At 50.3% G+C, this 16,383-nt stretch carries 10 protein-coding genes; 5 read left to right on the top strand and 5 right to left on the bottom strand.

Annotated elements, in window-relative coordinates:
• Positions 1-10 precede the first annotated feature (10 nt).
• The 3 genes from HMPREF9442_RS00905 to HMPREF9442_RS00895 form a co-directional block, all read right to left on the bottom strand.
• Positions 11-997, bottom strand: coding sequence for an HlyD family secretion protein (locus HMPREF9442_RS00905; RefSeq protein WP_008624277.1), 987 nt, complete (start codon positions 995-997; stop codon positions 11-13).
• A gap of 41 nt (positions 998-1,038) precedes the next feature.
• Positions 1,039-2,529, bottom strand: coding sequence for a TolC family protein (locus HMPREF9442_RS00900; RefSeq protein WP_008624276.1), 1,491 nt, complete (start codon positions 2,527-2,529; stop codon positions 1,039-1,041).
• A gap of 134 nt (positions 2,530-2,663) precedes the next feature.
• Positions 2,664-3,542, bottom strand: coding sequence for a DUF8429 coiled-coil domain-containing protein (locus tag HMPREF9442_RS00895; protein ID WP_008624275.1), 879 nt, complete (start codon positions 3,540-3,542; stop codon positions 2,664-2,666).
• Positions 3,543-3,740: 198 nt separating this feature from the next.
• On the opposite strand from HMPREF9442_RS00895, the gene HMPREF9442_RS00890 reads away from it, so the two are divergent.
• Positions 3,741-5,729, top strand: coding sequence for an LTA synthase family protein (locus tag HMPREF9442_RS00890; protein ID WP_008624274.1), 1,989 nt, complete (start codon positions 3,741-3,743; stop codon positions 5,727-5,729).
• A gap of 155 nt (positions 5,730-5,884) precedes the next feature.
• On the opposite strand, the gene HMPREF9442_RS00885 is transcribed toward HMPREF9442_RS00890, so the two are convergent.
• Entirely contained in the window at positions 5,885-6,115 is a 231-nt protein-coding gene (locus tag HMPREF9442_RS00885; protein ID WP_008624273.1) for a hypothetical protein, read from the bottom strand.
• 305 nt (positions 6,116-6,420) lie between these two features.
• Here HMPREF9442_RS00885 and HMPREF9442_RS00880 point away from each other — a divergent pair, with 305 nt between their 5' ends.
• A complete protein-coding gene (locus HMPREF9442_RS00880) occupies positions 6,421-7,200 on the top strand; it encodes an exodeoxyribonuclease X C-terminal domain-containing protein (protein WP_008624271.1) in 780 nt (259 codons plus the stop codon).
• Positions 7,201-7,203: 3 nt separating this feature from the next.
• On the opposite strand, the gene HMPREF9442_RS00875 is transcribed toward HMPREF9442_RS00880, so the two are convergent.
• A complete protein-coding gene (locus HMPREF9442_RS00875; RefSeq protein ID WP_008624270.1) occupies positions 7,204-8,028 on the bottom strand; it encodes a peptidylprolyl isomerase in 825 nt (274 codons plus the stop codon).
• Between the two features lie 130 nt (positions 8,029-8,158).
• Here HMPREF9442_RS00875 and HMPREF9442_RS00870 point away from each other — a divergent pair, with 130 nt between their 5' ends.
• From HMPREF9442_RS00870 to HMPREF9442_RS00860, 3 genes are all read left to right on the top strand, one after another.
• Entirely contained in the window at positions 8,159-12,751 is a 4,593-nt protein-coding gene (locus tag HMPREF9442_RS00870) for a translocation/assembly module TamB domain-containing protein (protein WP_008624269.1), read from the top strand.
• Positions 12,748-15,243 carry a translocation and assembly module lipoprotein TamL gene (gene tamL, locus HMPREF9442_RS00865; protein ID WP_008624259.1) on the top strand — a complete coding sequence of 832 codons (2,496 nt, stop codon included), beginning with the start codon at positions 12,748-12,750 and terminating at the stop codon, positions 15,241-15,243. The genes HMPREF9442_RS00870 and tamL overlap by 4 nt, the downstream gene beginning before the upstream one ends.
• Positions 15,244-15,389: 146 nt before the next feature.
• Positions 15,390-16,301 carry a nucleotidyltransferase family protein gene (locus HMPREF9442_RS00860; protein ID WP_008624251.1) on the top strand — a complete coding sequence of 304 codons (912 nt, stop codon included), beginning with the start codon at positions 15,390-15,392 and terminating at the stop codon, positions 16,299-16,301.
• Positions 16,302-16,383: the final 82 nt, after the last annotated feature.

Here is a 16,383-nt window from a genome sequence, read left to right as displayed (position 1 = left end):
CGTTACCTCCTTATCGTTTGATGATGACCGACATGCCCGGACGAAGCACTTCCTTCACCCCCACCGGAACCGCACGCACCTCAAACGTTTTCAAGTCGAATTGTCCGGTGGTCTTGGTTGCTTTCCATGCCGCATAAGTTCCCCTGTCCTTCATGTAAGTCACTTTCAGTTTGATGTCTTTACCGAAAGCAGGCACGTACGCCGTGAATTCTTTTCCCACGGCCAAACCGCTTAACAAATCTTCACGCACATTGAATGTCGCCCAACGGTCGTCCAACATCGTAATGTTCATGATAGGCGCTCCCGTACCGACCAATTCTCCCGTCTCGGGGAAAATCTCGGAGACTTCACCGTCCATCTGCGCCAATAATATAGTCTCTCTCATGTAAGACTCCACCTCGGCAATCGCCCCCTTCGCACGTGCGACTTGTGCGGCTGCCGCTTCCTTATCCTCACGCTGCGCCCCATTACGTGCCATTTCGTATTGTGCCCGGGCGGCGCGTTCCGTGGCTTTCATCGCCTGATAGTTTGCATAAGCCTCGTCACGCTTCTGTGCGCTCATCACTCCTTCTTCGAACAAACGGTTGACGCGATGATAAGACTTTTCCGCAATATCCAAACCGGCTTTTGCCTTTTGCCACATCTCGTATGCCCCCTGCAACTGTTCTGCCCGCGTCCCGCGGTCGGCTTTTTCCTTAATAGCTTGGGCTGCCTGACCGGCCGCTTCGGCCTGTGACAGTTTGGCCGCCACATCCGGAGCCTCCAATACGACCAACGTATCCCCGGCTCTCACATGATCGCCCTCCTTCACATAGAAATGCAATATCCTGCCCGGCACCTTACTGGAAACCCTATATTCAGACGCCTCCATTTGTCCCTGGACCGACTCATCGTCGTGCCCCAACAGAAGCATTCCTGCCACAGCTACAGCCGCAATGACCACCACGAGCGTTACCAACGCCCATATCACATTATTATTTTGTTTCTTGAGTTCCATACATCCATTTACATTTTATTATCGTCAAGGTTTCATTCTCATTATAATCCCGGGCCTAACGTACCCATGGCCTTTTGCAGGTAAGTCTGTGCCAACTTCAAATCTATCTGTGCGTCAATCCTATCCGACTGGGCGGAAAGCCAGGCCGTTTGGGCCTCCATGACATTCGTCACAGGAATCACTCCTTCCTTGAATCCCTTATCGGCATAACGGAGATTCTCTTCCGCTTTTTCCATGTTCTTCTCCGACAAAGCCAGTCTCTTTTGTGCTTCCGTATTTTTAAACAGACTTTGGTTGACCTGTAATTCTATCTTTTCCTGTGCTTCGGTCTGTTGCAAACGGGCGATATTGACTTCGCTTTTGGCAGCCTTTACCTTATATATACCCTCATTCCAATGAAAAACAGGCACGGAAAGCATGATGCCCACGTTCCACATCCCACGGAACTTATTCTCGAAACCGTTCAACAACGAAGGATTGGAGACCAAATACCCACCGGTCAAAGCCAACGAAGGCAGCATTTCCGAGCGAACCACCCGCACTTTGTCTTCGTATATCTTGTTAGCCCAATCCAAACTTTTCAATTCCGGACGATAAGTCCACGCCCGTTGTACGGCATCATCGGGTACCGTCTCAGACACCTGCAAATCCGTCCGGTCCTCGTCCGTCAGCGTGAACTTCGTGTCCAAATCCATGCCGCACAACTGGCAAAGCACCATTTTAGACAAAGCCAAACCATTGTCAACCTTAGTCAATAACATTTCAGCTTCGTTTACTTTCACCTTTACCGTCAATCCGTCTGCCTTGGTAGCTACTCCTTCCCTTATCATCTTCTCCACATCGCCGTCCAGACGGTTCACCAAGTCCAGGAAGCTCTCGGCCATCTTTTTCTTATAGCTCAAAGACACGACTGTCCAATAGGCATCGTCCGTGTTGAGAATCAAATCCTGCAACTGGGCATCATGCTGCGTACGCGCCAATGCTTCGGAAAACTTCGTGATACGGTGGTAAGCCCTGATTTTACCTCCCATATACAATGGTTGCATCAGCGTCACAGCCCCGGCCCATACGTTACGGGTATCCGTCCTCAAGGCATCCGTCAGTTCATTGCCCAACTGGTTTAAAGCCGTGGACATACCGTCCAGTTTTCCGCTCTGTATGGCCTGCTGCAGAGAAGCCGCCAACTGGGGATTCGTCTGTGCGATATGCTGGATGATAGGAGTAGCCGCCTGCGTCAGCCCTTGCTGCAACGAGGTTCCCATGTGGTTCAGAGCCGATTTCTGCCCGTCGTTCAGCAATGAAATTTCATCACTGAAGTACATGTACGTTCCCGTGGCCGAGAAATCCGGCAGGAAGTTGGTAAATGCCGCTTTCCGGTCATAATGCGCCTTCTGCATCCTTTCCTTGGCTATCAGCAGGCTCTTGTTGTTTGCAATGGCCATATTCCGGCAACTATCCAGACTGAGCACACGCTGCGCATGCAACATGCAGGAAAAAGCCGCGAGAATCAAAAAGCCGAAAAGTCTTTTCATCTTGTCTGTTTTTAATATTCTGCTTGAGCGTCGCCTGAAAATTGCATAGGCAACGATGCAAAAGTATCACAAAAATAGGTCAAATCCTCATGATTTAACCTATTTTCGTACATATTGCATATTCCACAACATTTCTACTTCTCATAGTTGAAGCTTGCGTTTCCGATATTATGTCCATCGGCAAAAACCGACACGCGGTAAGTACCCTTGCTCAAGAACTCATTGACATCCCAATATACAGTCACCGGCGTAGCTTCTCCATTATATTCGATATCCTTTTTAGCCGAATACTCCAAATTCCGGTTCTCATAGACAAACGTTCCTCCGCTTGTCAGCACTTCGTTGTTCGGTTTGGTAATACGCACATAAATACTCCGGTTGCCGGCTTGTGCCGTAATATTCCTCGCAATGACGAAGCTGATGACAAACTTCTTCACATCTTTGACTTTACGGGCCTTCTTCCCACGCTTGTTCTGTCCGACCATAGAAATTCCCGTGGCATCCAGTTGGGAAGCGATGGCCACTTTCTCGCTCAACGTTTCCTTTTCCGTGGACAAGTTCGTGATGGTCTGTGTTGCCTGGGTGTACTGGGCTTTCACTTGTTGGTTCTCGCTACGAAGCTGCTCGTTTACCCGGTTCAACGAATCTATCTCATGCACATAGCTTTTCAAAATGTTGCGCAATGTGGCCAATTCTTTTTTCAGGCGCATGATTTCAGCCGCATCGGTGGCTTTCACCTTCTTCAGTTCGGCTAACAGCTCTTCCGTCCGTTGCTGTTCCTTGTCCAACTGGGCGATTAACGAATCATTGTTGATTTGCGTTTTCATTTCGCTGTACTGTTGGGCAAAACGGGCATATTCGTTTTCCATTTCCCTTTTGTCCATTTCCGCCAGTTTCAGCATTTCCTCTTTCTCCGCACTCTCCTGCATGTAAGAATAGACCATGTAGCCTAATCCCGCACAAAGGAGCAAGACTACGACCGAAGCAATGATGATTATCTTTTTCTTGTCCATAGTTGAAGTGTTTTTCGCGTTCCTCGCACGCGCTCCCAAACTTATTTATAATAACGGACGCAAAGATAATTCTTTTCTGCCAAGGCAAAAAGCATTTTTCAACTTTTAAAAAGAAAAAAGTAACGGCTAATTTTATATAGATACAATCTTTTTTCCTAAATTCGCGACCAATTACAGAAAATTAACATCCTCGTCATCATGATGAAAAGACTTTTTGCCGGGCGTTTCACCCGCTCGATAGGTTATCTTTTAAGTGTACATCTCGTAGCATTGCTGTTCTTCTTCGGATTCCGTGTCGCGCTTTTTATCGCCACAGACTATGATTTCCCCAAAGAAATATCGGAAGACTATGCCTTGCAAAGCATGGCGTTCCTGCGCGGCCTCTGGTTCGACAACGTCATCGCCTGTTACATCCTGCTGCTGCCATTGGCGGTGTTCTGGATAGCCGGATGGTTCGGCTACACCGCCCGTTGGCTTTACCGCTCCTCTGCGTTCTTCTTCATCTTTTTCTATTCGCTGTGTTTTATCATTTCCGCAGCCAATATCCCTTATTTCGCCTACTTCTTCAAGCCCATCAATTCCTCCATATTCAACTGGTTCGGATACATGGACACCACGGCAGGGATGGTATTCGGGGAATCGTCCTATTACTTCCCCATCACCTTGGGCCTGACAGCCATCGCGGCTTTTGCCTACATCACCCTCCGGCTGTCGCGCACGTTCTTCCTTTTAAGCCGGAACGCCGCGCCCCCGGTAAACAAATGGAAAGCCGCCGTCTTTACGTTTGTGGCCGGAGCCGCCCTTATAGGATTGTGCTTTTTCGGCATCCGCGGACGGCGGGGTTATAACCCCATAAAAGTAAGCCAGGCGTATTACTGCAATGATGCCTTCCTGAACCAATTAGGGATTAATCCGGTATTCAACCTGATGACCAGTGCCATCGACGACAACCGGAAGGAAAACCGCCGCCTGCACCTCATGGCGGAAGACGAAGCCATAGCCCGCGTGCAAACCCTCCTCGGCCGGCAAGGCATGGACGGCATCTCGCCCATCGCACGCCGCGTGGAAGCCGACAGCCAGCCGACACGCCGGAACGTGGTCGTCATCCTCATGGAGTCCATGTCGGCTCACCTGATGCAAACTTTCGGTCACGAAACCAGCCTTACGCCCTTCCTCGACAGCCTGTGGCAACAGTCGCTCAGCTTCAGCCATTTCTATTCATCCGGCATCCATACCAACCATGGCATGTATTCCTCGCTCTATTCGTTCCCGGCCATGATGAAGCGCAACGCCATGAAAGGTTCCGTCATTCCGGTCTACTCCGGCCTGCCCACCGTGCTGAAAGAAAACGGCTACCATAACATGTTCTTCATGACGCACGAATCGCAATACGATAACATGAACGCCTTTTTCCGTACCAACGGTTTCGACGACATTTATTCGCAGGAAAACTATCCGGCGGACAAGGTAGTCAACGGATTCGGCGTACAAGACGACTTCCTGTTCCAATACGCCCTGCCCGTGCTCGACCGGCAGGCCCGGAGCGGACAACCGTTTTTCAGTGTCCTGCTCACCATCAGTAACCATCCGCCTTACATCATCCCGCCCTATTTCCATCCGCGCAGCCGGACGACCGAAGAACAAATCGTGGAATATGCCGACTGGTCCATCCGGAACTTCATGACGGAGGCCCTCAAACGCCCTTGGGCGGACCATACGCTATTCGTCCTCTTGGGCGACCATGGCAAACTGGTGGGCACGCCCGAATGCGAAAGCCCGCAATCGTATAACCACATCCCGCTCATGATTTACGGGCGGGACATACCCCCGCGCATCGTGGACGCTTACGGCGGGCAGGTGGATTTGGCCCCGACCCTTTTGGGGCTGTTGGATATCAGCTACGTGCAAAACGATTTCGGTGTGGACTTGCTGAAAGAGAAGCGTCCATATATGTATTTCACAGCCGACAACCTCATCGGCGTGAGGGACTCGTCGCGCCTGTTCCTTTATTTTCCGGACACGCAACAGGAAATCCGATACCGCACGGAGGGCACGTCGGTACAGGCTGCCGAGGACGACCCGGCTTTCCGCGACATGAAGCAATACGGTTTTGCCATGCTCCAATGTGCCGAAACACTGGTGCAGCGGCAACAAACCCTCAACTATCCCCATGGGGACAAGCGGTAGAAAACGGATCCGGCTCCCTCCTTCCTGAATTTGACATTCTGTCAGAATGTCAAACCCAAGCGCACGAGAATGGCGTATTTGCTGCCCTACTGGACAAACGGTGCAAATACGCCATTCTCGCACGTTTACCCATAAACAAAAAGTCAGCCGATACCTTATCCGGCTTTCATCCGGATACCCGGCATGCCCAACCGTCCGCATCCCCATGTAAACCCGTCAGCATCCGCACGCCTATCATGACAAAACGACACACGGATGACGACACTTTCCGGTCTCCAAATAGAGGAAAAAACGGACTTTTCCTCCTGTCTTTCCTCCATTTTCCAGGCATTCGTCCCCGTTTTTATCCACCCCGTGAAACCGTTCTGCGCCAAATGATTTTTCATTCGCCTGCAAACGAAAAATTTTCTTCCTCATGATGAATTGCATATATACGGAATATCGTTGCATAACCGGCTCCGTACACGGATATTTATTCAAAACAAAAAACCTAAAAAGGACTGAAAACGGTTTTCCATCACCAAAATGGGATGCAAAAAGTAACAAAATGACAACCTTTTACCCTCTATTCCCTGCAAAATTACTTGGAAACGATTTCTTTTTTTTGTATATTTGCATACGGTGATACATGCCGTAGAAAGGAGCAACCAAGAACAGCATACGATTCTACGAACCGGTTCCGGAAACGGACATGGCACGCGTCACGGCTACCGTCGCAGCGTTCAATTCCGGACGGACATCCGAAAACGGTTTTTATGCCATCAGCATCGCCACACCTTACCGGCGGTATTATGCCTTGTGGCGCATATTCGCAGACGAACGCCCTCCCCTCTTTATCCGTACGTTGGCTGATACATTCGTCATGGCCGCAGGCAAAGCTATGGACTTGCTGAAGTACTGCAAGGTAACCCTGAAGTGGGTGGACAATACTTTTTTCATTCCTTATTACGAACAGACTTACGACACGCTGCCCTTCGGAAAATACCGGGGCAAACGCATCGCGGAAGTCTACTACATCGACCCGAACTACGTCCTGTGGATGGCCAACCGCTTCGAGCCGGAAAAGAAAAAGCTCCTGAAACTGAAAGAAACCGCACAATGTTTCGCCGTGGTACATGCGGAACTCAGTCCCCCGCGACGGCCTGCCTACCGTTCGCCTAGCCGTTACATCGGGGAGATAGGAGAAAAACTGGAAGCCCTCCGCTTGAAAATCCTATTCGTCAAGCAGCAAGTGGACACTTACAAGCCAGACTTTTATATCGACCAACGCATTTTGGCCGCAGACAGCCAAGGAAACCGTTATATCTTCACCGAAAAAGCGGCCGGAAAAAGCCAGACGCCCAAAGCTTTGAGCTGCTTCAGCCGCCAGTTTTCACCCGGCATGGACATCACGCTCTCCGCCCGCGTCATGGGGCATTACGAGAGCCGGGGCGTAAAATATACGCGTTTAGGGTACGTGAAATACGGTTGACGGTTATTCCAATACCGTCACCTTGCGTACCACGACCTCCTGCAAAGGACGCTCTTTTGCCGTACGCACTTTTTCTATGGCCTCAGCCACTTGCAGCCCTTCCACCACCTCGCCGAACACGGTGTATTCTCCATCCAAATGGGGCGCACCGCCTACTGTGGTATAGGCCTGTTTCTGCGCCTCGTTAAACGGCACAGGCGGATGGGCAGCTACCTTTGCTTCCGCCTCATGCAACAAAGAGTCTTTCAGACTTTCCAGTTTTTCGGTTTCGCCACGACGGCGCATCAGGTACATTTCTTTGAGATGCCCTCGCGAAAGTTCCTCGTAAAGCGTATCCACCCGGCTTTGGTAAATGGCAGAATAAAGCTCCATCAACGAACTTGGCGTATAGGCCTTCCCCGTCACGATATAGAACTGTGTACCGCTGGAGGCCTTTTCGGGATTCACGTCATCCCCCATACGGGCTGCCGCCAATGCGCCTTTCTTATGAAAATGGTGCGGATAACGGATCTCCGCCGGAATCGTATAACGGTAGGCCGCAGTATCCACGGCCGGTTTCATTCCCCCGGGTTTGAGAGCGGGGTCTCCGGTCTGCACCATAAAGCCTCGTACGACACGATGAAACAAAATATTGTCGTACGCCCCTGCCCGGGCTAACTTGATGAAATTATCACGATGCTTGGGCGTATCGTTATACAACTTCACTTTCATGTCGCCCATAGAGGTTTCTATCAGTACTTCAGTCTCTTCCATTGCTTTCTTCTTTTGCGGACCGCAAGACATTACAGTCATGCAGCACGCGATATAAATCATACTTTTCAATTTCATGCAACCGACGGATGACGATTATTATCCTGCAAAAATAATGAATATGGGGAGTTTTTGTTTTATTTTAGTGAAAAAATATTCCCGAATTCAAAAAAAAGCCGTTCCTTTGTAGTACACTATAACTGAGATTATGAAAAAAAGAATCCTGAAATGGGTAATCGGCATTTTACTCACCCCCATCATACTATTCTTCATATCGGCTACACTGCTTTATCTTCCTCCCATACAAGATTTTGCCGTACGCAAGGCTACGGCCTATCTGTCCGAGACCACTGGCATGAAAGTGCATGTGGGCCGGTTGCGGTTGACCTTCCTTTTCGATATCGACTTGCAGGACGTACAGATAAAAGACGGGCAGGACGACAGCCTGTTGGACGTAGAACGCCTGAACGTGGATTTGAGTTTCGCGTCCCTGCTCCACGGGGAAATTGACGTGGAAGGCATCGAACTGACCCGTGCCGCAGTCAACACCAAATCCATGATTGCCGGGGTGGAAATCAAGGGTAGCATAGGACGCTTCTTTATAAACTCCCATGGTATAGAAATCCCACAGGAAATGGTGACGGTGAATACGGCCCTGCTTTCGGATGCCGACGTGGCCATCGCTCTGACCGATTCCACGACGGAAGATACGACCGCCAGTTCGCCAGTGAACTGGAAAATCGCCCTTGGGCAAGTGGATCTGGCACGCACCCGGGTACGGTTCAGCATGCCGGGCGACAGCATGACCGTTTCGGGCGGAATCCTTGCGGCGACCCTGCGGAACGGTCTCATAGACTTAGGACAAGCCCTGTACACAGTGGAAACTTTCGACTTGCAGGCCGATTCGCTATTCTACGACCTGCCATACGAGAAAACCGCAGAAGGCCTGGATGTCAACCATATTGCACTCGGGGACATTGGTTTGGGCATCGACAGTATCACATTCGACGGAAATACCTTAGGACTTTCATTGGCGTTACGCGAAACGCACATGAAAGAAAAAAGCGGTCTGGAAATCCGTTCGCTGACAGGGCACTTCAATATGGATTCTACTTCCCTGCATGTATCCGGACTGGTACTCCGCACCCCGGATTCTTACATCAGGACACAGGCTGACATGGACCTTGCCTCCGTAGCCGAACAGCCCCAAGGGAAAATGTCCGCCCGGCTTATGGGAGAACTGGGCAAACAGGACGTATTATTGTTTGCCGGAGGATTGCCCCCTGCCTTTGTCAAGGCTTATCCCAACTCCCCCATCATCTTACGGTTATCGGCCGACGGGAATCTGGATACGCTGAACCTCACGACCGCAGAAGCACGGTTGGCCGGCGCTTTCGAGCTGAAAGCCGACGGAAAGATGTTCCGGCTGACAGACTCCGTACGAAGGTCGGGCCACGTGAATCTGGCCCTGCGTACACGCAATCTCGATTTTGCGAGGGCATTGGCCGGAGAAGAGGCTCTGGAAGACATAGCCCTGCCCCCGATGCGACTGGACGGAAATGTGGGGTTGGACGGACAAAAATACACCGCCGACCTCCGTTTAAGGGAAGGAAAAGGAAGCGTGCAAGTAAAAGGAAGATTCGACGCAGCACGCATGGCCTACCAGGCAAAACTGGCCATAAAGGACCTGCAACTCCGTCATTTCTTACCCAAAGATTCCCTGTACGGCCTGTCCCTCACGGCATCTGCCAAGGGCGTCGGAACGGATTTCTTCAGCCGACATACCCGGATGCAGGCCGACATGACATTGGAAAGCCTGCAATACGGACAACTGCATCTCAGTGACATCAAACTGGATGCCGGATTGCAAAAAGGCAACGGTCACGTCGCGCTCGACAGCCATAACCCGCTATTGGATATGCGCTCCAGAATCGACGCGCTGCTAAGCCGACATAATACCGACCTGACTTTCAGTATGGATATGCGCAGCATCGACCTGTATGCCCTGCGACTGACTGACAAACCGTTCAAGGCGGGTATGTGCCTGCACATGGACGGCAGTACGAACCTAAAAAACGCCCATACGGTACACGGAACCATATCGGACATATCCCTCATGATGCTAGATTCGGTATTCCGCCCCAAAGATTTGGCCATGAATGTGCTGGCTCTTCCGGACACCACGTATGCCGACATTTCGGCCGGCGACTTCAAACTGCATCTTGACGGACGCGACGGATACGAAACCCTGATGCAGAAAGGTGAAGAATTCATGGCCGTGGCCGACCAACAAATGCAACGCCGGCACCTGAACCAGGATTCACTCAAAATATTCCTGCCACGCATGACACTCAATATGGAATCGGGGAAAAACAATCCCGTAGCCAACTATCTGACGGCCATGGGATATTCTCTCAACGAATTGAAGCTAAACCTGAACGCCGACCCTGAAATCGGCCTGAACGGAGGCGGCCATATTTACACGATGAATGCAGGAGGCATCTTACTGGATACGATACAGATGCACATCTTTCAGGATACGACCGGCGTAAAAATGGATGGACGGGTACGAAACGGCCCTAAGAACAAACAATTCGTATTCGAGTCCCGGCTGAATGCTTATCTGCACTCCACCGGAGCGGGAATCAATCTGATTTATTTGGATGACAAGCGTAAAAAAGGAGTGGATCTGGGACTGAGAGCCGACGTGCAAGACAATGGCATAAAGGTCGTGTTCTCACAAATTCATCCGATTATCGCCTATCGAAAATTCGATATCAACGAGGATAACTACATATTCCTGGGAAATGACAGACGGGTGGAAGCGGATGTGAATATGCTTGCCGACGACGGCACGGGAGCCAGGGTTTACTCGACGCCCAATCCGGAAGCCTTGCAAGACCTGTCTGTCAACCTGAACCATGTGAACCTAAAGGAACTGACTGCCGTCATTCCATACGCACCCCGTATCTCCGGATTAATGCAAACCGATGCCCACTTGATACAAACGGAGGAAAACCTGTCCGTCGTAGCAGACGTTTCAGTCGAAAACATGGCATACGAAGAAGCCCCTTTGGGAAACATCGGACTGGGACTGGTTTATCTGCCTAACAACGACGGGACACATTTCGTAGATGCACGTATCTCGCACAATGAAACAGAAGTACTTACGCTTTCAGGAGCTTACAAGGACAACGGCAAAAGCGGAACGATAGAGGCGGACTTGGACTTGGCTGAGTTCCCGCTGTCGTTGGCCAACGGTTTTGTCCCGGCCCAAATGGCAGCGTTAGGCGGAATGGCCGACGGCTGCATGAAGGTGAGCGGCCCGACCGACCGTCCCGTCGTAGAAGGATGGTTGGCCACCAAAGCCATGAAAATAACGTCGTCCGAATACAGTTTGAACCTGCGTCTGGAGGATGACACCATCAAAGTAAGGCAAAGCCACCTGAATTTAGACAAGCTGAACGTATATTCCACAGGAAAGAACCCGCTCGTGTTCGACGGAACAGTGGATTTCGCCAACTTCGATAATATCTTGCTCGACCTGAAAATGAATGCATCCAACTTCGAACTTATCAACGCCAAACGTACCCAACAGGCATCAGCCTACGGAAAAGTATACGTGGATGTCAATGCACGGATGGCCGGGAATCTGAACAATATCAACATCAACGGACGTTTGGGGGTATTGGGAAGCACCGATGTGACATACGTGCTGAAAGACACGCCGCTTTCATCGGAAGACCGATTGAGCGGTCTGGTCACGTTCGTGGACTTCAGCGATACTACGACCGTGGCAACCCAGGAAGAAGTACAGCCCATGAACATGAACGTGATGATGCAAATCAGCATAGACCAGGGTACACAGGTACACTGCCTGCTAAGTGCCGACCGCTCCAAATACGTGGACCTGGAAGGTGGCGGCGAGCTGACCATGAACTATACTCCGCAGGGAGAACTGACGCTCACCGGACGTTATACGGTGCTGAACGGAGAAATGAAATACTCACTTCCGGTTATCCCTTTGAAGACATTCACCATCGCCTCGGGCAGTTATGTGGATTTCAACGGACCTATCCTGAATCCTACTTTGAACATCTCGGCATCCGAACGTATGCGTGCCACCGTAACGGAAAACGATACCCCGCGCACCGTTTCCTTCGAAGTGGGGCTGTCCATCACGCGTACGTTGGAAAACATGGGCTTGGAATTCACCATCGCCGCCCCCGAAGACATGACCGTGCAGAACCAACTCGCAGCCATGTCGATAGAGGAGCGCGGGAAAGTGGCCGTCACCATGTTGGCCACCGGCATGTACTTGTTGGGGGATAATGAAAGCGGAGGGTTCTCCACGACCAATGCCCTGAATGCCCTGTTGCAAAGCGAAATCACCAACATTGCAGGCAAGGCTCTTGAAACCATAGACTTGAGCCTCGGCGTAGACCAAGAAACTACGGCCGAGGGAACGGAACGCACGGATTATTCATTCCGCTTTGCCAAACGCTTCTGGGGCAACCGCGTGAGCATCATCGTGGGCGGCAAAGTGTCTACGGGCGAGAATGTGGAAAATACCGGCCAGTCATTAATAGACAATGTATCGTTAGAATACCGCTTGGACAAGAGTGCCACTCGTTATGTCACCCTATTCTATGACAAGAGTTATGAATCTTTGTTGGAAGGCGAAATCACCGAAATGGGAGCCGGTCTCGTACTAAGACGCAAAATGACACGTTTAGGGGAACTGTTCATCTTCAAGAACAGAAAAAAGAATGAACCTCAACACGAAAAAGAGAAAAAATGATGAAGGCAAGACTGAAGATATATTGTGGCATTATCCTATGCTGCGGTTTGGCCGCAGGTTGCTCAACGACCAAGAACCTTCCCGAAGAAGAGGTTCTGTACACCGGTATCAAGGAAATAGACTATGGCCAAAAATCGAAAAAGAAAGCCAAGAAAAAGGCCAAACAAAAGGAGGAAGAGGGAGTCATTACCTCTCTTGCCGATGCTTACAAAGCGGTAGACGACTTACTCACACAAAGAGATTTGTCCGTGCTGAAACGGAAAGAGGAATTGACACAGGAGCAAAAGGATTCCATCGCCGCCGTGCAACGTATCGAAGAAGAGGCGTATGAAACGGCGAAGGAAGAAGTGGATGCGGCACTGGCTTACGCCCCCAACAACGCTCTTTTCGGAAGTTCGTCCTACCGTATTCCGTTCCCCACCGGACTGTGGATATACAACGCCTTGGTGGGTAAGAAGTCACGCTTCGCAAAATGGCTGTTCGACACATTTGCAGGTACTCCGGTTTTCATCAGCACCGTCAACCCGAAGACCCGTGCACTCGTGGCACAAAACACCCTCAGGAACTACGGTTATTTCAACGGCACCGTGGATTATGAAATCCTACCGGAAAAGAACCCCAAAAAGGCCAAAATCAGCTATACCATCAGACCGCGCAACTTGTTTCGCCTGGACTCCATAGCCTACCTTCGCTTTCCGGCTGTGGGCGACAGCCTGATACGGGAAACGTTCCGGCAACGTACCCTTTTCAGCGGTGATCCGTTCAGCGTAATCAATCTCGATGCCGAAAGAACACGTATTTATAACATGTTCCGTAATTCCGGTTATTTCTACTATAAACCAGAATACATTACCTACCGTGCCGACACCATACAGCGACCGGGATTCGTACAACTGCAAGTCGTGCCGGCCGACGGCATTCCTGCATCGGCCAACAAAAGGTATTACCTTGGACGAACCACCGTCAACCTGTTCAACAATGAATCTTACGAACTGACCGACACGCTACGGTTTCGCGACTACACCTTATATTATAATGGAGGAAAGAAAGGAAAAATTCCCTTGCGCTTCGGTGCCCTACGACGCAACCTGTTCTATCGGAAAGGCATGCTCTACCGACAGGACATCATGAGCTTCGTACAACAGCAACTCTCCGAAATGAATGTGTTCAGCACGGTAAACCTGAAATACGTTCCGCGTGACACCACTGCGCTCAACGATACGCTCGACATCGAAATTACTGGAATCCTGGACAAACCTTACGATGGGGAGTTCACCACAAAGGTAACCTCTAAAAGCAACGGGCAGATTGGGCCGGGCCTCTCGTTCAGCATGTCCAAACGTAATGCTTTCCGGGGTGCTGAAAAATTGAAATTCGAAGTACACGGTTCATACGAATGGCAAACCAACTCTACCGTAAAAGGACGCAGTTCCGTCATCAACTCCTACGAATACGGTACTTCATTGTCATTGGACTATCCCCGACTGATATTTCCCGGGGCACGTAAGTTCTCCCGACGCGCCAAAACGAGCACCTCGTTCGTATTGGATGCTACATGGATGAACCGGGCCAACTATTTCGGCATGGTGTCTTTGAGCGCACGGGCAGCCTATACTTACCAAGCACGTCCTACCATCAAACACGAATTCGTCCCGTTCCGCTTGGATTACGACGAACTGTTGAGTACAACCGCTACTTTCGACTCTATCATGAACGTCAACCAGGCCCTCTACGTAAGCATGCGCGACCAGTTCGTGCCTTCCATGCGCTACACTTTCACTTACTCCAGTCCGCGCAGAGCACGTAATCCGCGTACTTTCATTTTTGAAGTGAAAGAAAGCGGAAACGTCACTTCCGGTATTTACGCTGCTTTCGGCAAACCGTTCAACCAAAAAGACAAGAAACTTTTCAACGTGCCTTTTGCACAGTATATCCGTTTCCTGGCCGAGTTCAGGGAAGAATTCCGACTTACTCCCCGCACAAGCATCGCCACGCGAGTGGGAACCGGCGTGATATTCAGTTACGGAAACTCTACCGCAGCTCCTTACAACGACCTCTTCAGCGTAGGTGGTGCCAACAGTATCCGTGCGTTCACCGTCCGAGGCGTGGGGCCGGGTAGCTATATTCCGGGCGCGTCGGCCTATTCCTATATCGACCAGATGGGAGACTTCAAAATCGAAATGAACGCTGAGTATCGCTTCCCCATCGTTTCTATGCTTTCCGGAGCCGTATTCCTGGATGCAGGAAACGTTTGGCTTCTGGATGCAGACGTAAATCGTCCGGGAGGAACTTTCGACATTTCAAGATTCGGCAAGGACTTGGCTTTAGGCACAGGATTGGGTATTCGTTGCGACCTCGATTTCCTCGTATTGCGTTTCGATGTCGGAGTGGGACTTCACGCTCCTTACGACACAGGAAAGAGCGGCTATTACAACATGCCGAAATTCAAAGACAGTCTGGGATACCATTTTGCCGTAGGTTATCCTTTCTAAACTTACGGGATACCATATTAGGTACAACGTTTGCCTGCACACTCATATACCGCATAAAAAAAGGAAGAAGAAAGGACGGTTGTCTCAAATAAAAAAGCTACTTTTGCAATACAGAACGTAAATATTTAACTTTTAAACGAACGAATATGAAACCTACACTTTTCTTGTTGGCTGCCGGAATGGGCAGCCGTTATGGCGGTTTGAAACAATTGGACGGACTGGGTCCGAATGGCGAAACCATCATGGACTATTCTATCTATGATGCCATCCGTGCCGGTTTCGGCAAAATCGTCTTTGTCATCCGCAAAGACTTTGAAGAACAATTCCGCACACAAATCCTTTCAAAATACGAAGGAAAGATTCCGGCTGAGTTGGTATTCCAAAGTCTGGACGCGCTGCCCGAAGGTTTTACGTGCCCGGAAGGCCGTGTAAAGCCATGGGGTACGAACCATGCCGTGTTGATGGGTAAAGATGTCATCAAAGAACCGTTCTGTGTCATCAACTGTGATGACTTCTACGGCCGCGACGCATTCGCCACCATCGGAAAGTTCCTGAGCGAATTGCCGGAAGGCAGCCAAAACACATACGCCATGGTGGGCTTCCGTTGCTGCAATACGCTCAGCGAAAACGGCTCCGTAGCACGTGGTGTCTGCATGTACGACGACCATCATCACTTGAAAGATGTGGTGGAACGTACGGAAATCATGCGTGTGGACGGTCCTATCTGCTACAAAGACGAAGAAGGCAAATGGATTCCGTTGGAAGAAAACGTACCGGTCAGCATGAACATGTGGGGCTTCACTCCCGACTACTTCCAACATAGCGAAGAATATTTCAAAGAGTTCCTGAGTAATCCGAAGAACATGGAAAACCCGAAAGCCGAGTTCTTCATCCCGCTGATGGTGAATAAGCTCATCAACGAAGGTACCGCTACGGTAGAAGTGCTCGACACTACCAGCAAATGGTTCGGTGTAACATACGCAGCCGACCGTGAAGCCACAGTAGAAAAGATTGCCTCCTTAGTAGCAGCAGGAGAATACCCAGAAAAGCTGTTCTAAACAAGGCTCTTTTATTTCTTTACCTAAAAAAAGAATCCTTCTTGCATGGAGTTTGAAGTGCCCCCAAAAAGTTGGACGGGTT

The sequence above is a fragment of the Paraprevotella xylaniphila YIT 11841 genome (genome assembly GCF_000205165.1).
Lineage (GTDB): Bacteria > Bacteroidota > Bacteroidia > Bacteroidales > Bacteroidaceae > Paraprevotella > Paraprevotella xylaniphila.
This window is presented reverse-complemented; position numbering and strand designations above follow the sequence as displayed.